The following is an 18,550-nucleotide window of genomic DNA, read 5'->3' as shown; positions in this document are numbered from 1 at the left end:
GGACCAACGTAATGAAAACGCTGATTAAAATACTGGGCATTACTGGCAGCCTTCTGCTCTGTACAGAAGTTCAGGCCCAGCCTTATAACCGGACGCTGCCTGCTGTCGTCAATGACAACAACGGGAATATTTTCTGGTGTGATGCGCATCGTCAGGTTACCGGAAAATGTGAAGCCATGTCTGTTGACCGCCAGGGTGGGATGGTAACAGTTCGTTCAGCACCCTTTAAGGACTGCGAAGGTGGCCTGTGGGGCTGGATAACTATCATGCGCAACGATGTGTCGAAGGGATTCACCATTACTCCGGACAAGAAATTCGGTCTCACCGTAAAAGACCTGTGTCGTCCGGGCACGGTAGTGACCTTTAAGCCCAACCAGAAGAAGCCGGAATATGACGACCTGGTGGCGTTGTACCAGGGCAAAGAGCTCTTTCGCTACCAGCGTTTCTGATAACACCCGATATCAATTTCTCTCATTTTGCCCGACAGCGGGCTGGATTAATTCAGGAAGAAAACCATGCTGAAAATGATGACCTCTGCTGTACCCGCCCTCATTCTGTCACTTGCTGCATTCAGTGCCGGTGCCGCTCAACTTCCGGCAAGCCTGATGGATAAAGACAATCCCGGACAAGAGTACTGGTGCCAGGGAAACGACATCAACACCTCCATGTGTTCACTGACCGGTGTCAGCGACGACCATAAATTTGCTCTGATTCAGGATTTGCCCGGTCCAGCCTGTGAAGATTTAAGTTTCGGGATTATTGACCTGGTATTTAACACCGGACTTAACATCCCTTATGACGGTGGTGACTGCAAGGGAGATGTAAAGGCCGGGTTTGTTCGTGGCACAAAAGATAACGCCCTGTATGTGAAGATTGTCCGGGGCAGCAAAACTTTGCGCCTGTATAAGGTGCAGACGGGTTTCTGATAATCGCCCCACACCTGCATCCTCCCATAGCCCCTGACGCATCTGCGTCAGGGGCTTTTGCTTTTAAGGTACACCGAATGTCTGAATCTCATATGCTGCCACCGGGACCTTTCACCCGACAGCAGGCTGAGGCTGTTACCCGCCGGTATCACAACATCAGCATTGAAGATGACCAGGGTAGCCACTTCCGCCTGGTGGTTCGTGACTCTGAAGGTCGAATGGTCTGGCGGGCGTGGTGCTTTGAACCTGATGCCGGTGAAGGGCTTTACCGTTATGGCCGCAAGTCAGGCATTCTCAGAGCATCCTCCTCCTGACCTCACCCATTCATCATCCCTGCATGTCCTTTATTTCCCATACGCCAGCCATCGTCGCTGGTGTTTTTTATTGACGGAGAATATCCATGACGACACAAACGCAATGCGAATTGATGTCCGCTAATGAACCTCAATTTGACCTTACTACAACACCAGTACCTGACGAGCAGCGTCTCGATTTCTGGCCTCTGTACTTTGGCGATATCCCGCAATGGATAACGCTGGAACCCCGTATTTTCGCCTGGATGGACCGCTTCTGTGATGAGTACAGCGGTGGTATCTGGTCCTTTTACACGCTCAGCAACGGCGGCGCATTTATGGCCCCTGATGCTGAGGGAGACGATAAATGGCATCTGTTCAACAGCATGAACAGCAATGGCGCGGAAATGAGCGCAGAAGCCGCAGGTATTGCTGTCTGCCTGATTGAATACAGCCATCACGCCTGTCACACCGAATGCGATGCCATGACTGAACACTATTACCGCCTGCGGGATTACGCCCTGCAGCACCCTGAATCCAGCGCCATTCTGCGCATTATTGATTAAGGATACTTATGATGGAACAGTCACTTATCCCACTGGCTCCGGCACTACCACTAACCGCACAACGCACGGTAAAACGCGCTTTAACGCTGCTTGACCGACATCTGCGCGAAACAGGCGTGGCATTCACTTCCACTCAGGCTGCCCGTGACTGGCTGAAACTGAAAATGGCGGGGCGGGAACGCGAAGAGTTTATAGTGCTTTATCTCAATCAGCAGAACCAGTTGATTGCCCACGAAACCCTGTTTGCCGGTTCCATCAGCAGCACGGAGGTTCATCCCCGTGAGGTGGTCAAACGCGCCCTGCATTTCAATGCAGCAGCAGTGATACTGGCGCATAACCATCCCTCCGGCGACACCTCGCCCAGCAAGGCAGATAAGACCATCACGCAGCGTCTGGTGCAGGCGCTTCAACTCGTTGATATCCGTGTGCCTGACCACCTTATCGTAGGTGGTACGCAGATATTGTCGTTCGCTGAACACGGTCTGCTTTGAGGTATGACATGAGAATTATCAGTAAACGCCGGGCGATGACGATTTACCGTCAGCATCCGGCCTCCCACATTTTTCGATACTGCACCGGCAGATACCAGTGGCATGGCAGTGTCTGTCATTACACCGGTCTGGCCGTTCCTGACATTCCCGGCGTGCTGGCGGTATACGCCGAACGCCGCCAGGACCGCAACGGACCTTATACCTGTCTGATGAGTATCACCCTGAACTGACAATAAAGAGGTTATAAATGAGCAACACCACATGGGGCCTGCAGCGGGATATCACGCCGTGCATGGGAGCACGTCTGGTGCAGGAGGGCAACCGGCTGCACTATCTGGCTGACCGGGCCAGTATCACCGGTAAGTTTAGTGACGACGAATGTCTTAAGCTGGATGTGGTATTTCCACATTTTATCAGCCAGATCGAGTCTATGCTGACCACTGGTGAATTGAATCCCCGTCATGCCCACTGCATCACCATTTACCACAACGGTTTCACCTGCGAAGCCGATACCCTTGGCAGTTGCGGCTACGTATATGTAGTCGTCTATTCCACTCAACGCTAACTAATTTCACGAGAGCAAACATGAAACCTCAACCTGCAACAACTTCGCGGGCGGCTGAGCTATATCTGTCGCCAGTGGCGGTGTGGCAAATGCTACTGACACGCCTGCTGGAGCAGCACTATGGCCTGACACTGAACGACACGCCATTTAGTGATGAAACCGTTATTCAGGAACACATTGATGCCGGGATCACGCTGGCCGATGCTGTGAATTTTCTGGTGGAGAAATACGAACTGGTGCGTATCGACAGGAAGGGATTTAGCTGGCAGGAACAATCGCCTTATCTTCGGGCTGTAGATATTTTACGGGCAAGACAGGCAACTGGCCTGTTGCGACAAAGCCGTAACAACGCAGTACGGTGAATATTGCGTACAACCTCCCGATTTACATTCCCGATCTTTCTTCCTTATTTACTCATTGTATAATGCGCCTGCCATTCCCGGCAGGCGCGTTTGCTTTTATACGGACAAAAATAATGCAAACTGAAGCTGAAGTTTTAACCGATCATAATGAGCTAATTTGCTCGACCAGTATTGAACGTATCGTCACAGGACGTGATGCTGCACTAAAACAAATAGAGGCGCTAATCCGCCAGCTTGATGATATTTCCCGATTGACCTCCAGCATTGGCGGTGACGTGGCAGATCACTGGGCAATGAGACAAGGGCATTCCTTTGACTGTTGGCTGGTACAACCTGTAGACAGGGCAATGCCGGTGATCGCCCACAATATCGATCGCAGCATCTGGCGCGATCTAATGTTGAAGTCCGGGATGCTGACGTTAATGGACGCAGAGGCGCGTAGTCAGTGGGCGAAGAACCTCGAAGAGGGTGATCTCCCGGCAATCAGTGAAGCCAACATCCTGAGCACCTTTGAACAACTCCACCACAATAAACAGGATGTTTTCGAACGTGGAATTATCAACGTATTTAAAGGGCTAAGCTGGGACTACAAAACCAACAATCCTTGCTGTTTTGGCAAGAAGATTATCGTCAACAATCTTGTGAAGCATGACCGATGGGGCTACAGCCTGAACTGGGGCTGGCGGCGCGATCAGTTAGCCGATCTGGAACGTATGCTGTATTTGCTGGATGGTAAAACCATCCCTGATAACCGGCACGATATCTCCATTCGGTTCATGGATTTTGTTCGCGATAATCCACATCAACAGGTCTTCGAGGATGATTTCTTTAGCATTCGTTATTTTCAGAAAGGCAGCGGACATATCACGTTTAAACGCCTTGATCTGGTGGAGAGGATGAATGATATCGTGGCAAAACATTTTCCTGGAGCGCTACCTGCAAGATAACCTGAGTAGATTATGGGTTTCTGGCATAATCATTGCGGCCAAGAACTCTCAACAGGCTACTACGTAACCTGTAAGTCTAATTTACAAGTTCAGCAGGGAGAGCATCGCCAGACGCTGGCAAACTGAATATGCGAAACTTCAGTTGTTCGGTTTTACCAAACAACTCGGCGTTAAACAGAAGCCGGAGGCGAAAAGGATATTGCCACTTTACTACAGGCCAAAAAGTAGCTCTGGATGCCTCTGCTCTCCACAAGCAAAATCATTTGGGGGTGCTTATGGGGGTTACTCATTTATCCAACACAAAATGTCAATTTTAAATCAATGAGTTAAGTATCAAATGCGACTCCTGTGATCTTCCGCCAAAATTTCATTTCTGTTTTTTTTAATCTCAAGCATTATTTTAATAAATACGATCGATAGTGTAATATTCTCTCATCATTTAGACTGTACTCTAAGTTTTCTAGAGGTGATAATTTATGTTTGATATTTTTAAAATATTTATAACATTTATATTAACAGGTGTAATTGGAGCACTTTTATCTCAGAAAATACAGAAGAAGAGTTTTTTACATCAAATTAAAATAACTCAAATACAAAAAGAAATAGAACGAATTAAAGAAATCGCTAATAATATCGAAAAAGATGCTGGGATGCGTATATTTTATGGAAGAAATTTAATGGAAAATTATATAAGCAATAATATAGAAGAAATTGAGAAATCACGGTCAGATTATAGAAAAGCAGTTATAAAATGGAACGAAAATTTGTCATCATATTTTTTAGAATTACGAACTCTTGGTTTAACCCCCTTAGCTTATGAGTTTGAAAGAGACGTGCACAACAATTTATTCAAAGCCCATAAAATAATTGACAATTGTGTTAGAAAAAATAAAAAAGCAGATCTTGATGATTTGAAAATATGTTATTCTCTTGCATTTGACGGTCTAAGGAAAATATCAAGAAAGTTAATGGACATTAGTGATGAAAAATGGTCCAGTATTAAACATGGAAACTCAGAGCAACTAAATCAATACAACTTAGACAAAGCAAGCTTTGTTACGCTAATTTTTGCTTTGTTTCACAAAAGCCCTCATTCTTTGCGCGTACATCGCTCGAGAAATGACTGACTGCCTCCATCTCTCATTACATCTCAATGGCTTAGGCCTTAAGAGCATTGCAGCCAAGAATGCTTTTTCATAATAATCAAGGCATTCAAAATTTTTATTGAATGTTTCACTTGCGGCGACTTCGTAACCATATAATCTGGTACCAAAAAAAGCATTTTTCAAATAACATCTTATTATTTGTTTTTTTGAAAACTTGTAATTAACTAACACAGAAAGAATAATTTCGTATAATTTTCTATAAAGCGTTAAATCCCTAAAATCAGTAATTGTTCTTACCATCTGCATATCAATAGTACTTGCTCCACCATGTTTTCTCATAGATATCATTTTGAAAACCTCTCTTAAGCAGGCTTTGAAATCATACCCACAATGCTTCAAATAACGTCGATCTTCTAATGACATTACTAAAAATTCAAAATCGTTGAACTCAGAGAAATTATCGATGTTATTCATCTTCTTTGATATCTCAAATAGATCATAATTTAGACAAATAAAAAAATTCTTTAAGTTCCTAATTAACTGACCATTCTTTGGCTGATCCATATTTTCACCTATTGACTTTATCCTTTAGGGCTGATGCCTTTATTTTTTAGGGCCTCTCTCGCCAGTTCCTTCAACCAGCTGGCGAGACTCACCCCTTCCTCAGCTGCGACAGCATCTAACTGCTCCTTCAATGCCGGATCAATACGCATTTTAAACTGCGGAGATTGTCCGCCGCCTTTTGGTTTTTTTTTCGCGCGCTATGATTGACATGGGGCCACCTATCCATTTAATCTGAATCACATTAGGAGGCCACCTAACCTCCTTTAAGCAACGCCCCGCTGTGCAGGAACACAACAGGAGCGTCTAACCTCACCAACTATCAAGGAGTTGATTATGGCTGATTCGCATTCTAACCCAGACACTACCGCCACCGGAACTGAGCGCTCGATAATTGTGGGATATCGCCCGAATGTTCACGACAAAACCACGCCGAACATCATTCTTTCGGGCAAGTGGCTGCGCGCCGCCGGGTTTGATACCGGGCATCAAGTGACGGTTAAAATCATGGACGGGTGCATTGTTCTGATGGCGTACAGCCAGCAGGAACAGCGGTTACTGGACGAATTAAAACAGGCGCAGGCGAAGCTGAAAGGGATTGAAGGGGCGTTATTACAAAAACATTAATCTCACCCGTGAAATATCCCTGAAGACGGCTCGCAATATCACCCTTGCCTTCTCAGGTGGGTTGCCCTTCTCTGTCATAATCATTCATCTGAGATGCAATGGCCGTTACAGGCAGCCATTGCAATTATAAATTACAGCTTATATCCTTCTGGGTATAAGCTACAGCTTATCATGGACGATTGCATGTGGACGGTACTTTTAGGGAAGGTATTTGAACAATGGCTGCATGAGCAAGAAGAAGGCTACAGGAAAGGGTATTGGCAGAATTATTAACTCTGCAAAACTACGGACCGCATCTTACAAGATCCTGGGCCGATACCGTAAAAGGATCACGGTATAACAATATGAAAGAGCTACGGATTCACTATGCTGGCCGTCCTATTCGTGCGTTCTTTGCTTTCGATCCCGTTCGCCAGGCGATCGTGCTTTGTGCAGGTGACAAGAGTAACGACAAAATGTTTTATGAGCGGTTAATCCGTATTGCAGATAAAGAATTTTCGATTCATCTGGCAGCCCTGGAGACAGCAAATTGAAAACCTTAAATGACGTGATTGCTTCCCGTTCGCCTGAAAGCCAGCAGCGTATCAAAGAGATGGCTGACGAGATGATTCTCGAAACCGGGCTACAGATGATGCGCGAAGAACTGAAACTATCTCAACAGGCGGTGGCGACAATAATGGGAATCAGCCAACCCGCAGTTACCCAGCTTGAACAGCGCGGTAATGAACTGAAAATTGCTACGCTAAAACGCTACATCGAAGCGATGGGTGGAAAACTGAGCCTGGATGTTGAACTGCCGAATGGGAAACGCGTGGCATTTCATATTTAGATTTTCTCGGCATATGCGTCTCAAGCCCCTCCCCCTCAGGTTGTGGGACGGATCGAGCAAATTCAACGCGGTATCATCGCCGGGTTTGTCGGCCGGGTAAGCGAAGCGCCACCCGGCATTGCAGAAGCCCCAAATCAAACCCTAACCTCCATCACAGCATAAACCCCATCTTTCGGCACAATCACCTTCACGTTCTCCGCAGGTATACCCGCCGCAAGATGGATATCCTGCAACTGCTGCAAGGTGCGCGGGTAGATGTGTGCCCAACCGATGCAGCGCAAAATAAAGTCGATTTGCGGGCTGGTCGTGAGCATATTCGACACAATCACCGCCCCGCCGGGCTTCACCAGTCGTACGGCGCGTTGCAGGAAGATCACCGCATCGGTGTCGTTGAAATATTCGAAAATCCCCAGCGCGTCGACCAGTTCGGCCTGATGTTCACCCAGCTCGAGCAGTAAATCGTCACTGCGGATGAAATGATGAATCAGATGGCGCTTGAGCAACGTCAATTGTTCCCCCACCACCAGCCCCTCCTGCGCCGCCATGGTTTCTGCCCAGCGCAGGGCGACGGGGTCATCGTCCACCAGCGAGAGATGCACCTTCTGCCCGTCCAGTTTTGCCGTGCGAAGTGCCTCGAGCACCGGGATCGCCGCGCCGCTCGCCAGGCTTATCCAGTCGCTTTCCAGCTCATTGTGAATGTATTTCTCCACCAGCGCGCCCAGCACCTGCGCGCGGGAGCGCACGCCGATGGCGTCGTTGGCGTGGATAAACCACTGTCGGCTTTCGCTGTCCATCCGCGTGCCTTCGGGCAGACGTTCTTCCAGCGGGTTTTGCACCACAAACAGCGCCAGCGCAGAGGGCACCAGCCGCGCGCGCCAGGCCGCCATCGCCGGGCGTGTGCGGAACGCTCGCTCGGAATGAACATGCTGCGGAATCAGCCTCGGCAGACCGTTTTCGCCCTCTTCCAGTAGCGGGGGCAGCAGCTCAGGGTCGGCTTTCATGGCCAGATTGAGCGCGTTAATCTCCCGCGTGACATCGTCTTTCATCGGCCATTGATCGCTGATATCAGGAAACGATGCGCTGTAAATTGTCATATTTGCCGGTGCATCACCGCGAAAAGAGTGCCAGTTCATCTCGTAACCCCCCGTTCGACCCTAAACGGAAGTCTATGCAAACGGTACGGCATTGCCCTACGAAAAATGCACGATATGCCTTAATTTTCAGCTCACCTGTGCCGCTTTGAATCGCTATACATGAAGGAGCGATCGGGATGAAAAAACAGGTTTGGCGGCTGCTGCTGCCGTTGATGCTAACGGGCTGCGCCAGCATTGTCGGCAGCAACGAAGAGACGCTGTATATCGACAGCACCCCGACGGAGGCATATTACGCGGTCATCGATCGCAACGGCGAACTGATCGCCACCGGCAAAACGCCGCAATCTGTGGTGTTGAAAAAATCCGACGGCAGTTATTTCGGCAAACGGGAATACACCCTGACGCTGAAACAGGAGGGCTATTACTCGACGATGATGCCGCTCGAGTACCGCTTCAGCCACTGGTACACCTTCGGGAATATCCTTTTCTTCGGCGTACCGGGCTGGCTTGTCGTAGACCCGTTCTCGGGCGGCATGTACACGCTCAAAGAGGACCACGTACACGCCATATTGCGCCCCTGCCCGCCGGGGCCGTTCAATCACATGTGCTCGTAACGAGCGGAATTCGTAGTATATTGAGAGTTAACTTGGTCATCAGGCGCACTCCATGTCTTACTCCATCGGCGAATTCGCCCGACTTTGCGGCATCACCGCGACCACGCTGCGCGCGTGGCAGCGTCGCTATGGTTTGCTGAAACCGCTTCGCACCGATGGCGGACACCGTCTTTACAGCGATGACGACGTACAACAGGCGCTGAAAATTCTCGACTGGGTGAAAAAAGGCGTACCGGTCAGCCAGGTAAAACCGCTGCTAGCGCGGCCTGGCGCACGGCGCACCAATAACTGGCTCACCCTGCAGGAGAGCATGCTGCAGCGCCTGAAAGAGGGGAAAATCGAATCCCTGCGCCAGCTGATTTACGACTCAGGCCGCGAATCCCCACGGCCAGAACTGGTGACCGAAGTCCTGCGCCCGCTGCGCAGTCAGGTCTCCGCGAATATCCCGGCGATCATGACCCTGCGGGAAATCCTCGACGGCATCATCATTGCCTACACGTCGTTTTGCCTCGAAGGGGATAAACGTGCGCCGGGCGATAACTGTCTGATCACCGGCTGGCATCTTAACGACCCGTGTGAAATCTGGCTCGAAGCGCTAAAACGCACGGGGCAAGGCCACCGCATCGACGTTCTCCCGATACCGCCCGCAACCCTGGCACCGGAAATTTTTCCGGACCGCAAATGGCTGCTGGTGACCACCGGCAAATTAACCGTCGCGCGCAAAAAACAGATTGCGCAGTGGCAGGAACAGGGTATTTCTCTGGAAATCATCACCCTGTAAAGGCTATTTCCCGCGCCAGTTATCACAAAAGATTGAATATTTTCCTGCCGCCATAATGCTAACGTTTTCCTGTATTCATCACTCAACAGGAAAACAACATGAATAAAGTCTCCGGCCTGCTGCTTTTATCCTCCCTCGCCTTTGCCCCAGTCGCTTTTAGCGCCCCGATGGGTACGTTGAGCGTCCATATCCTTAACCAGCAAACGGGCACACCGCCGCCGGATGTCACGGTCACGCTGGAAAAACAGCAGCAGGGAAAATGGACCACGCTGGCGAGCGGCAAAACCGATCACGATGGACGTATTAAATCCCTGTATCCGCAGGATCAGGATATGCAGCCCGGCGTGTATAAAGTGACCTTTAAAACCGGTGAATACTTCCAGGGCCAGAAATTATCCTCGTTTTTCCCTGAGATCCCGGTGCTCTTTACTGTCACCACCACCAACGAAAAACTGCATATTCCACTGCTGCTAAGCCAGTACGGCTACTCCACCTACAAGGGCAGCTGATTCGTCCTGCGCTCCTGCCCCGCTATCGGGAGCGCATTAATCCCCGCAAAAATCACCTTTCCTATCCAATTGAAATAAATCACTAATTTATAAATAATCCAAATCAAACTTGGACAAATATCATTGTTTGTGTAAGTTTTAATTATTGGGTTTTTTCAGGATCGTCAACCGCAAAGGTGAGTCAATGAGCGCCGTGCACACCGTCATCGATCGGTTCGTGAGTTATTACGCCGAGCTGGACAACCAGCCGCCCTCGGCGCTGCCTGCGCTCTATCATCCTGAAGCCGTGCTGATTGATCCTTTCGGTGAGCATCAGGGGCTGTTCGCGATCCAGCGTTACTTCACCCATCTGCTGGCCAATGTGGACCAGTGTCATTTCTCCATCGATAAGCCATTTACCGACGGTGACCGTTTCGCGCTCACCTGGACCATGCACTGGTCGCATCCCCGTTTAACGGAGGGTAATACGCTGGCTCTGCCAGGCTGTTCCGTGGTGGACGTGCAGGACGGCACAGTGAAACGCCAGCGGGATTATTACGATGCCGGAGAGATGATTTACGAACACCTGCCGGTGCTGGGCTGGGCGGTTCGCGGTGTGAAAAGGAGGGTGCGCCCATGATGACTGTCCTCATCACCGGCGCAAGCTCAGGGATTGGCGAGGAGCTGGCGAAGTCCTGGGCGGATGACGGCTGCCGCGTCATCGCCTGCGGCAGGGATGCTGCCCGCCTTGAGGCCCTGCGCCAGTACAGCCCGCTAATCTCCCTGCGTCAGTTTGACATGACCGACGCACAGGCCTGTCGCGACGCGTTGGCCGATTGCCCCGTGGATCTCGCCGTTTTGTGCGCCGGAACCTGCGAATATCTCGATCACGGGTCGATCGACATCGATCGCGTCACGCGGGTCATGCGCACCAATTTTCTCGGCCCGGTGAACTGCCTGGCCGCGCTTCAGGATCAACTTGCGCCCGGTAGCCGCGTGGTGCTGGTCAGTTCCATGGCGCACTGGCTGCACTTCCCACGCGCCGAGGCTTACGGCGCATCCAAAGCAGCGCTGACGTGGTTTGCCAACAGCCTGCGTCTGGACTGGGAGCCTAAAGGCGTGGCCGTTACGGTCGTTTCCCCAGGCTTTGTCGACACGCCCCTCACCCGTAAAAATGATTTCCCGATGCCCGGCAAAGTCAGCGTAGAGCAGGCCGTTGCCGCCATCCGCCGTGGCGTGGCGAAAGGCAAAACGCACATCGCGTTTCCTGCCGGGTTTGGTGTGATCCTGCGGCTGCTGGCGTCCCTGCCGCCGTTTGTGCAGAACGCGCTGCTGCGCAGGATGGTGCGCTCATGAACATCGCCATCATCGGCAGTGGGATCGCCGGGCTGACCTGCGCCTGGCGGCTGGCCGGGCACCATCAGGTGACGCTGTTCGAAGCGGCCACCACCGTCGGCGGCCATACCGCCACGGTCGATGTCACCACGCCGTCGGGAGATTTTTCCATCGACACCGGTTTCATCGTTTACAACGACCGCACCTATCCCCGCTTTATGGGCCTGCTGGGCGAGCTGGGTATTAGCGGGCAAAAAACGCAGATGAGCTTTTCTGTGCATAACCCGGCCAGCGGGCTGGAATACAACGGCCACACGCTCTCCAGCCTGTTTGCCCAGCGGCGCAATCTGCTGAACCCGACCTTCTGGCGGCTGCTGAAATCCATCGTGCGGTTTAACAAACTGGCGAAACAGACGCTGAATAAGGGCACCAGCAATAACGACACGCTGCAAACGTTCCTGGAACAGCACCACTTCAGCCCTTTCTTCGCCCGGCACTACATTCTGCCGATGGGCGCGGCGATCTGGTCCTCCTCGTTGCAGGAGATGCGCCGTTTTCCGCTCGCCCTGTTTTTACGCTTTTTTGAGAATCACGGGCTGCTGGACATCACCCATCGTCCCCAGTGGTACGTGGTGCCCGGCGGATCGCGCGAATATGTCCGCGCACTCGTTACGCAGCTGGGCACTCGCCTGACGCTGCGCACGGATGCACTCGTGCAGAAGGTGATCCGCCACCCCCACCAGGTTGACATTGAACTTGCCGACGGGACTCACACCTTCGATCAGGTCATTTTCGCCTGCCACTCCCGCCAGGCGCTGGCGCTGCTGGCTAATCCCTCGCTCGCGGAAAAACAGATCCTCGGTGACATCGGCTGGCAGCGTAACGAGGTAGTGCTGCACAGCGACAAACGCTGGCTGCCGGTGCGTGAACGAGCCTGGGCAAGCTGGAACTATCGTCTGAACGATCGGGAACAAAACAGCGCCTGCGTGACCTACAACATGAACATTTTACAAGGGCTGCCAGAGGGCGCGCCGCTGTTCTGCGTCACCCTGAATCCGGATTCTCCCATCGACGAGCGTTACGTCTGGCAACGCTTTGTGTATGAACATCCGCAGTTCAACCCAAAAAGCTGGCGTGCCCAGACGCGCCGCGCCGAGATCAACGGCCAGCAGCGAAGCTGGTTCTGCGGTGCCTACTGGTACAACGGATTTCACGAGGATGGCGTGCGCAGCGCGCTCGACGTGGTGACGGGGATCGCAGGAGTGGGAGGGGAAGGAACATGAACAGTTGCCTCTATCAGGGCGTGCTTCGCCACCGCCGTCTGCTGCCGCGAGCGCACCATTTCCGCTACAGCATTTTTTTGGCGTGGCTCGATCTCGACGAGCTGACGCGCCTGCCGTCGCTGGGCATTCGCCGTAACCGCTTTGCCGCCGCGTCGTTTTACGATCGCGATTATCCGCTGGGCGAGCCGCTCAAAGAGCAGGTGCTCACCAGGCTGGAGACGCTGACCGGTGAGCGCACCGATGGCCGGGTGATGCTGCTCACCCAGCTGCGCTATTTCGGTATTCATTTTAATCCGGTCAATTTTTATTACTGCTTTGACCAGCAGGATGTCCTGCGCTGGGTGCTCGCCGAAGTGCGCAACACGCCGTGGAACGAGCGGCATTACTACGCAGTAAACGGGCAGGAGGCGCGCCCGATGGCGAAAGCCTTCCACGTTTCGCCGTTCAATCCAATGGATATGGTGTACCACTGGCGCTTCAATCGCCCGGCAAAAACCTTATTCATGCACATTGAGAACCATCAGGAAGCAAAAGTGTTTGATGCCACGCTGATGCTCACTCGTCAACCTCTGACACGTGCGGCGCTGAGTTCGCTGCTGTGGCGCATTCCGCTCATGACGCTCAAAACCGTCCTCGCCATTTACTGGCAGGCGCTGCGGCTGTGGCTCAAACGCGTACCCATCCATCCCCATCCCACCAGCAGGAGTGAACGCTCATGACCGATCCCGTTTATGCGTTTGAGCCAGACTATCCGCGCAACGCGCGCATGGCGCGCTGGCTGCTGTTCCGCCTGCTGGGGGACTTACAACAGGGTTCGCTGACCGTACGCGAAGGTAACCAGACGTTCCATTTTGGCGACGCCAGCGCGGCCCTGCATGCCGACGTGGAGGTTCTCTCCTCCTCCGTTTACCGGCGACTGCTGACGGGCGGAAGTCTGGCCGCCGCCGAAGCCTGGATGGACGGCGAGTGGGAGACGCATCAGCTCACCACGCTGCTGCACATCCTCGCCCTTAACGGTAAAACGCTGGGGCGGCTGGAGAGCGGTTTTCGACTGCTGGGCAAGCCCGTCGAACGGCTACGCCACTGGATGCGCCGCAACCATCGCCAGCAGGCGCGGGAAAATATTGCCGCCCATTACGATCTCGGCAACACCTTTTATGCCCAGTTTCTCGACGAAGAGCTGCTCTATTCCAGCGCCCTTTTTACCTCGCCGGATCAGGATCTGACGGCCGCGCAAAAGGCAAAAATGGCCCGCCTGTGCGATCAGCTGGCGCTGACGCCGGACGATCATCTGCTGGAGATTGGCACCGGCTGGGGAGCAATGGCCGAATTCGCCGCGCGCCACTACGGCTGTCGGGTCACCACCACCACGCTCTCTTACGAGCAGTTTTGCTGGGCGCAGGCACGGATTAACCGCGCCGGGTTGCAGGATAAAGTCCAGGTTTTGCTGTGTGATTACCGCGACTTAACCGGGGAGTACGACAAGCTGGTGTCCGTTGAGATGATCGAAGCGGTCGGCAAAACCTTTCTGCCGGAGTTTTTCCGCACCTGCCAGGCCCGCCTGCGCCCCGGCGGCAAAATGGCGCTTCAGGCGATCACCATTCAGGACCAGCGCTATCGCGACTACAGCAAAAGCGTCGATTTCATTCAGCGCTACATCTTCCCCGGCGGCTTTTTGCCGAGCATTACGGCGATGAACGAACTGATGACGCGCCACACGGACTTCGTGGTACGCAACCTTTTCGACATGGGACCGGACTACGCCCGCACCCTGACACACTGGCGCACGCGCTTCCTCCACGCCTGGCAGGAGATCGAAAAACTCGGCTTTGACGAGCGTTTTCGCCGCATGTGGCTCTACTACCTGGGCTACTGCGAAGCCGGGTTCAACGCCCGCACCATCAGCGTGGTGCAACTGACGGCAGAGCGCGTATGAACCGCCATGTGCAGGTCTTCGTCCTCGCCATCGCGTTCGATCTCTACTGGACGCTGGTGGTGATGTTTCGTGAGCGGGGAGTGATTGTGTGGCTCGCGCTGGCGCTGCTGGCCTGCCTGATGCTGAAACCGGTCCAGCGACTCTTCGCCCTTATGCTGGCGGTCGCCGGGAGTTCTCTGGACACCCTCTGGTCGCTGACCGGTCTGCTGCGCTTCAACGGCGAAGGGATTTTGCCTCTCTGGATGATGGCGCTTTGGCTGATGTTCGCCTGCGTCTGGACCCAGCTCACGACGACCACCGCGCTGCCGCGCTGGCTGCTGGTTCTGATGGGCACCGCCGGCGGTCCGGTGGCCTATTTTCTCGGCGAGCGGCTGGGCGCGATCACCTTTCAGGCACCGTCATTCATCGTCCTGAGCTGGATGGCGATGGGCTGGCTGGTACTGATTCTCTTTTTCCATCTGCTGGTGGGGAGGCAACGATGAGATCCGCTTTGCTGCTTCTGCTCTGGCTGGCTGCCGCGCTCCCTGCGGCGCACGCCGCCGACTGGCTCACCTGGCGCAAAGTGGGCGAGGCGACCCTCACCTGGGGCCCGTTTAACGTTTATCGCTCCCAACTGAGCACCCCGGATGGGCGTTATACCGGCCTGCAACAGGATCAGGTGCTGCTGATTACCTATCAGCGCAGTATCAGCCGTGACGAACTGGTCGACGCCACCCGCGAGCAGTGGCAGGCACAGGGCATTCTGGACAGTGAACCCAACAGCGCCGAATGGCTGCGCAGGCTGCAGGCAATTTGGCCCAATGTAAATCAGGGAAGCCAGCTGGCGTTTGTCGTGAATAACGGGCAGGGGCAATTCTGGTATCGCGCCCCGACCGACCGTTCGGCATTCACACCGCTCGGCCCACCGCAATCGGCGACCTTCAGCGAGCGCTTTCTGGCGATCTGGCTCGGTCCTCGTACGCAATATCCCGAACTACGACTGCAGTTGCTCGGAGGTAAACCATGAAACGTTTTCTGACTCTCGGCCTGGTGCTGATGACGCTGCTGGCGGGCTGTAGCGCGGACATTAACGATTACCACGATCAGCAACCGCGGCTCGATATCTTCCACTATTTTCAGGGCCAGACCGAAGCCTATGGAATGGTGCAGGATCGCAGCGGGAAGCAAATTCGCCGCTTCCACGTCGATCTCAAGGGCGAGGTCAGCGGCGATACGCTGACGCTCAACGAGCAGTTTGTGTATGACGATGGCGAAAAACAGCAGCGCGTATGGCATATCCGGCGCGTCAGCGCCGATCGCTTTGAAGGTCGTGCGGGGGATATCGAGGGCGTGGCGACCGGCCAGGCGGCGGGAAACGCCTTCAACTGGCGCTACAGCATGAACGTCAAAGCCGACGGCAAAACCTGGCTACTGCACTTCGACGACTGGATGTATTTGCAGGACGGCAAACACCTCTTCAATAAAACCGCGATGACGAAGTTTGGCTTTAACGTCGGAACGGTGACCATTTTCTTCACCCGCAACGAGCAGTAAGGGGACAACACCATGAACAATAAACCCATTCTCGGTATCAGCGGATGTCTGACCGGCTCAGCCGTACGGTTCGACGGCGGACATAAACGCATGAGCTTTTTGATGGATGCACTGGCGCAATGGGTAACATTTAAACCCGTATGCCCGGAAATGGCGGTGGGCTTGCCCGTCCCTCGCCCGGCGCTGCGGCTGGTCAAAACGCCCGACAGTGAGATGCACATGCGTTTTACCCAGGCCCCCCATGAAGACATCACCCATAAAATGGCCGAGTTTGCCGGGCACTATTTGCCGGGTATTGCCGATTACGCCGGTTTCATCGTCTGCGCCAAATCGCCAAGCTGCGGCATGGAGCGCGTGCGCATCTACGACGAAGCGGGAAATCCTGGCCAGAAAGAGGGAAACGGCCTCTTCACCGCCGCGATGCAGGAAAAATATCCGTGGCTGCCAGTGGAGGAAGACGGGCGGTTGCACGATCCGGTACTGCGGGAGAACTTTATCGCGCGGGTATTTGCCCTGCACGAGCTGAACATGCTCCGCGCCAGCGGCCTGACACGCGGTGCGCTGCTGGCTTTTCACAGCCGCTACAAGCTGCAACTGCTGGCACATAATCAAGCCGGTTATCGCGAGATCGGGCCTTTTGTGGCGTCGCTTCACGAATGGGACGATCTGGATGCCTTTTTTGCGGTCTATCGTGAGAAACTGATGGCGATTTTGAAACAGCCCGCGTCGCGCAAAAACCACACCAACGTGCTGATGCACATTCAGGGCTATTTCCGTAAACAGCTCAATACCCGCCAGCGCGTGGAGTTGCGTGAAGTTATCCTCAACTACCGCGCCGGTCAGCTGCCGATCCTCGCCCCGCTCACGCTGTTGAAACATTATCTGGCTGAGCACCCGGACCGCTATCTCCTGACGCAAAACTACTTCGACCCGTACCCGCAAGACTTAGGCCTGCGGCTGGCCATTAGCTGATAGTCCAAAACGAGAGACCCCAAGCCCAAAAGGTCCTTACAGGTAGCATCTTTAGACGACAAACCTCACTGTCGTCTTTTTTTTGGCTCAAAAAATGAATACACCGCTCCCGCACACCAGAGTGAGTATTAAAATCATCCCAACACCTCAGGCTTTTCTGTTTTCGACTCTTGGTTCACGATACCATTCTGACTTTTCAAATAATTCAAGCCAATCCATACGCCCTTCGAGCATATCGGGAAAATGGTTTTTCAATGCATTTGCGAAGTGATTAAGACTGTAGATATTTCTTTTGTACACTTCATTTTGATCCGCAGTAAACGTGATTTCTGATATTGTCCGGTCAGCATCTGTCATATAAGTAATAATGAAATCCCTGACGTTATAAGTGACAACCTCAGTATCATTTTTTATCACACAGTAGCTTATTTCAACCGCTTCTCGCCATATAACAAAGACCAGTTGATAGCCTCTCCCGGCCATAATGATAGTATCATTATCAAACGCAGTCACATTAAATCCATAGCGCTTAATAATATCGCCAAAAATTTCGCAAAATGGTGATAAATATTGGTTCATGCTATTTACCCTTTATCATCTGCATTGTTTTGCTATCGAATGAGTAACCATGGTCTAACAGATAATTAAACTCTCGTCCAAAGCCCGTCAACTCACTTTTGCCCGTGGCACTATCCAGTCGATATAAATTATCATTACTTGGCTTTGTCGCAAGCACTATCGGATCATTCCTTGCTATAGCGTTATCAAGCCATGGCTTATTGTACTCTTTCCAAAACTGAGTTGGGTTTTGATACAATTCATCAGGTGTATTTAATAAATTAAACCCGCCTTTTCTACCGCCAAGATCTGTCGATTTGGGCAATCCAAGCTCTTTGATAATAGCCCCTGTGTCGTCCCGATAGGTTCCCAGTACAGTGGTTGTTCTATCCGGATCGGAGGTCAACTTAAGCCCTGACGTCGTCGGACGTTCAAGCTGAATGACGGGATTGTTTGCTGGATCGACAGGCTTAACCGTCTGTCCTGGCTTTGGCAGGCTCCCCGCACCCAGTGTGCCATAAACAGCGTTAGTGAGTCCTTCAGCCGTCGTTTTTGCCAGCGCCGCTTCGAGCCAGCCGCATTTTCCAGAACACTGATCAATAATATCTGCATACCAGTTTGCAGAAGCCTCATAAGTGCGTCCAACCAACTCATCCTGCTTGCGCAGATCAGTATAAGCCTGC

At 52.7% G+C, this 18,550-nt stretch carries 27 protein-coding genes and 2 pseudogenes; 25 read left to right on the top strand and 4 right to left on the bottom strand.

Translation table 11 applies throughout. The features are described 5' to 3' along the window. Positions 1-11: 11 nt before the first annotated feature. The 10 genes from ETG88_RS16580 to ETG88_RS16535 all read left to right on the top strand — a co-directional run bounded on the left by ETG88_RS16580 (position 12) and on the right by ETG88_RS16535 (position 5,277). Positions 12-449: a hypothetical protein gene (locus tag ETG88_RS16580; RefSeq protein ID WP_129035827.1), complete on the top strand. Its 438-nt coding sequence runs from the start codon at positions 12-14 to the stop codon at positions 447-449. A gap of 66 nt (positions 450-515) precedes the next feature. Next, positions 516-926, top strand: a complete 411-nt coding sequence (locus ETG88_RS16575; RefSeq protein WP_129035826.1) for a hypothetical protein — start codon at positions 516-518, stop codon at positions 924-926. A gap of 77 nt (positions 927-1,003) precedes the next feature. Then, the gene (locus tag ETG88_RS16570; RefSeq protein ID WP_129035825.1) at positions 1,004-1,240 is read left to right on the top strand and encodes a DUF905 domain-containing protein; all 237 of its coding nucleotides are present in this window, start codon (positions 1,004-1,006) and stop codon (positions 1,238-1,240) included. Positions 1,241-1,326: 86 nt separating this feature from the next. After that, positions 1,327-1,785, top strand: a complete 459-nt coding sequence (locus ETG88_RS16565; RefSeq protein ID WP_129035824.1) for an antirestriction protein — start codon at positions 1,327-1,329, stop codon at positions 1,783-1,785. An 8-nt stretch (positions 1,786-1,793) separates the two neighbouring features. Then, positions 1,794-2,276: a JAB domain-containing protein gene (locus tag ETG88_RS16560; protein WP_129035823.1), complete on the top strand. Its 483-nt coding sequence runs from the start codon at positions 1,794-1,796 to the stop codon at positions 2,274-2,276. A gap of 8 nt (positions 2,277-2,284) precedes the next feature. Beyond that, positions 2,285-2,506 (top strand): DUF987 domain-containing protein, encoded by a 222-nt coding sequence (locus tag ETG88_RS16555; protein WP_129035822.1) that lies wholly within the window; start codon positions 2,285-2,287, stop codon positions 2,504-2,506. A gap of 17 nt (positions 2,507-2,523) precedes the next feature. Beyond that, positions 2,524-2,841: a type IV toxin-antitoxin system YeeU family antitoxin gene (locus ETG88_RS16550; protein WP_129035821.1), complete on the top strand. Its 318-nt coding sequence runs from the start codon at positions 2,524-2,526 to the stop codon at positions 2,839-2,841. Positions 2,842-2,861: 20 nt separating this feature from the next. Next, entirely contained in the window at positions 2,862-3,203 is a 342-nt protein-coding gene (locus ETG88_RS16545) for a TA system toxin CbtA family protein (protein WP_129035820.1), read from the top strand. Positions 3,204-3,316: 113 nt separating this feature from the next. Next, a complete protein-coding gene (locus tag ETG88_RS16540; protein WP_099530882.1) occupies positions 3,317-4,150 on the top strand; it encodes a DUF4942 domain-containing protein in 834 nt (277 codons plus the stop codon). A 476-nt stretch (positions 4,151-4,626) separates the two neighbouring features. Further along, positions 4,627-5,277 carry a hypothetical protein gene (locus ETG88_RS16535; RefSeq protein WP_129035819.1) on the top strand — a complete coding sequence of 217 codons (651 nt, stop codon included), beginning with the start codon at positions 4,627-4,629 and terminating at the stop codon, positions 5,275-5,277. On the opposite strand, the gene ETG88_RS16530 is transcribed toward ETG88_RS16535, so the two are convergent. Further along, the gene (locus tag ETG88_RS16530) at positions 5,212-5,730 is read right to left on the bottom strand and encodes a biosynthetic peptidoglycan transglycosylase (protein ID WP_228483410.1); all 519 of its coding nucleotides are present in this window, start codon (positions 5,728-5,730) and stop codon (positions 5,212-5,214) included. The genes ETG88_RS16535 and ETG88_RS16530 overlap by 66 nt on opposite strands. Positions 5,731-5,837: 107 nt before the next feature. Continuing rightward, positions 5,838-6,030: pseudogene (locus tag ETG88_RS16525) on the bottom strand (toxin-antitoxin system HicB family antitoxin). A 123-nt stretch (positions 6,031-6,153) separates the two neighbouring features. On the opposite strand from ETG88_RS16525, the gene ETG88_RS16520 reads away from it, so the two are divergent. From ETG88_RS16520 to ETG88_RS16510, 3 genes and pseudogenes are all read left to right on the top strand, one after another. Then, on the top strand, positions 6,154-6,444 hold the full coding sequence (locus tag ETG88_RS16520; RefSeq protein WP_129035817.1) for a SymE family type I addiction module toxin: 291 nt from the start codon (positions 6,154-6,156) through the stop codon (positions 6,442-6,444). A 183-nt stretch (positions 6,445-6,627) separates the two neighbouring features. After that, positions 6,628-6,977, top strand: a pseudogene (locus ETG88_RS16515) (type II toxin-antitoxin system RelE/ParE family toxin). Further along, the gene (locus ETG88_RS16510) at positions 6,974-7,273 is read left to right on the top strand and encodes a helix-turn-helix domain-containing protein (RefSeq protein WP_100778220.1); all 300 of its coding nucleotides are present in this window, start codon (positions 6,974-6,976) and stop codon (positions 7,271-7,273) included. Before ETG88_RS16515 ends, ETG88_RS16510 begins: the two are co-directional and overlap by 4 nt. Before the next feature lie 134 nt (positions 7,274-7,407). Here the strand turns inward: ETG88_RS16510 and ETG88_RS16505 are convergent, their stop codons facing one another. After that, entirely contained in the window at positions 7,408-8,406 is a 999-nt protein-coding gene (locus ETG88_RS16505) for a class I SAM-dependent methyltransferase (RefSeq protein ID WP_129035816.1), read from the bottom strand. Positions 8,407-8,543: 137 nt separating this feature from the next. Between ETG88_RS16505 and ETG88_RS16500 the strand changes: the two genes are divergently transcribed. The 12 genes from ETG88_RS16500 to ETG88_RS16445 all read left to right on the top strand — a co-directional run bounded on the left by ETG88_RS16500 (position 8,544) and on the right by ETG88_RS16445 (position 17,309). After that, a complete protein-coding gene (locus tag ETG88_RS16500) occupies positions 8,544-8,981 on the top strand; it encodes a hypothetical protein (protein ID WP_107702548.1) in 438 nt (145 codons plus the stop codon). Between the two features lie 52 nt (positions 8,982-9,033). Continuing rightward, on the top strand, positions 9,034-9,762 hold the full coding sequence (locus tag ETG88_RS16495; protein WP_100778223.1) for a MerR family transcriptional regulator: 729 nt from the start codon (positions 9,034-9,036) through the stop codon (positions 9,760-9,762). A gap of 98 nt (positions 9,763-9,860) precedes the next feature. Then, the gene (gene uraH / locus ETG88_RS16490) at positions 9,861-10,271 is read left to right on the top strand and encodes a hydroxyisourate hydrolase (protein ID WP_129035815.1); all 411 of its coding nucleotides are present in this window, start codon (positions 9,861-9,863) and stop codon (positions 10,269-10,271) included. A 184-nt stretch (positions 10,272-10,455) separates the two neighbouring features. Then, a complete protein-coding gene (locus ETG88_RS16485) occupies positions 10,456-10,890 on the top strand; it encodes a nuclear transport factor 2 family protein (protein ID WP_100778225.1) in 435 nt (144 codons plus the stop codon). Then, a complete protein-coding gene (locus ETG88_RS16480) occupies positions 10,887-11,606 on the top strand; it encodes an SDR family NAD(P)-dependent oxidoreductase (RefSeq protein WP_129035814.1) in 720 nt (239 codons plus the stop codon). Before ETG88_RS16485 ends, ETG88_RS16480 begins: the two co-directional genes overlap by 4 nt. Continuing rightward, the gene (locus ETG88_RS16475; protein ID WP_129035813.1) at positions 11,603-12,868 is read left to right on the top strand and encodes an NAD(P)/FAD-dependent oxidoreductase; all 1,266 of its coding nucleotides are present in this window, start codon (positions 11,603-11,605) and stop codon (positions 12,866-12,868) included. Before ETG88_RS16480 ends, ETG88_RS16475 begins: the two co-directional genes overlap by 4 nt. Beyond that, complete coding sequence (locus ETG88_RS16470) at positions 12,865-13,587, top strand: DUF1365 domain-containing protein (protein WP_129035812.1); 723 nt, start codon at positions 12,865-12,867, stop codon at positions 13,585-13,587. Before ETG88_RS16475 ends, ETG88_RS16470 begins: the two co-directional genes overlap by 4 nt. Further along, on the top strand, positions 13,584-14,804 hold the full coding sequence (locus tag ETG88_RS16465) for an SAM-dependent methyltransferase (RefSeq protein ID WP_129035811.1): 1,221 nt from the start codon (positions 13,584-13,586) through the stop codon (positions 14,802-14,804). Before ETG88_RS16470 ends, ETG88_RS16465 begins: the two co-directional genes overlap by 4 nt. Then, positions 14,801-15,286, top strand: coding sequence for a DUF2878 domain-containing protein (locus tag ETG88_RS16460; protein WP_129035810.1), 486 nt, complete (start codon positions 14,801-14,803; stop codon positions 15,284-15,286). The genes ETG88_RS16465 and ETG88_RS16460 overlap by 4 nt, the downstream gene beginning before the upstream one ends. After that, positions 15,283-15,810: a chalcone isomerase family protein gene (locus ETG88_RS16455; RefSeq protein WP_129035809.1), complete on the top strand. Its 528-nt coding sequence runs from the start codon at positions 15,283-15,285 to the stop codon at positions 15,808-15,810. Before ETG88_RS16460 ends, ETG88_RS16455 begins: the two co-directional genes overlap by 4 nt. Then, positions 15,807-16,337 carry a DUF3833 domain-containing protein gene (locus tag ETG88_RS16450; RefSeq protein ID WP_129035808.1) on the top strand — a complete coding sequence of 177 codons (531 nt, stop codon included), beginning with the start codon at positions 15,807-15,809 and terminating at the stop codon, positions 16,335-16,337. The genes ETG88_RS16455 and ETG88_RS16450 overlap by 4 nt, the downstream gene beginning before the upstream one ends. Positions 16,338-16,349: 12 nt before the next feature. Next, a complete protein-coding gene (locus ETG88_RS16445) occupies positions 16,350-17,309 on the top strand; it encodes a YbgA family protein (RefSeq protein ID WP_129035807.1) in 960 nt (319 codons plus the stop codon). A gap of 147 nt (positions 17,310-17,456) precedes the next feature. Here the strand turns inward: ETG88_RS16445 and ETG88_RS16440 are convergent, their stop codons facing one another. Then, entirely contained in the window at positions 17,457-17,888 is a 432-nt protein-coding gene (locus ETG88_RS16440; RefSeq protein WP_129035806.1) for a hypothetical protein, read from the bottom strand. Positions 17,889-18,550: the final 662 nt, after the last annotated feature.

Origin of the sequence: Lelliottia nimipressuralis (genome assembly GCF_004115925.1) — a bacterium.
Lineage (GTDB): Bacteria > Pseudomonadota > Gammaproteobacteria > Enterobacterales > Enterobacteriaceae > Enterobacter > Enterobacter nimipressuralis.
The sequence above is the reverse complement of the archived record's forward strand: the minus strand, read 5'-3'. Positions and strand labels throughout refer to the sequence as shown.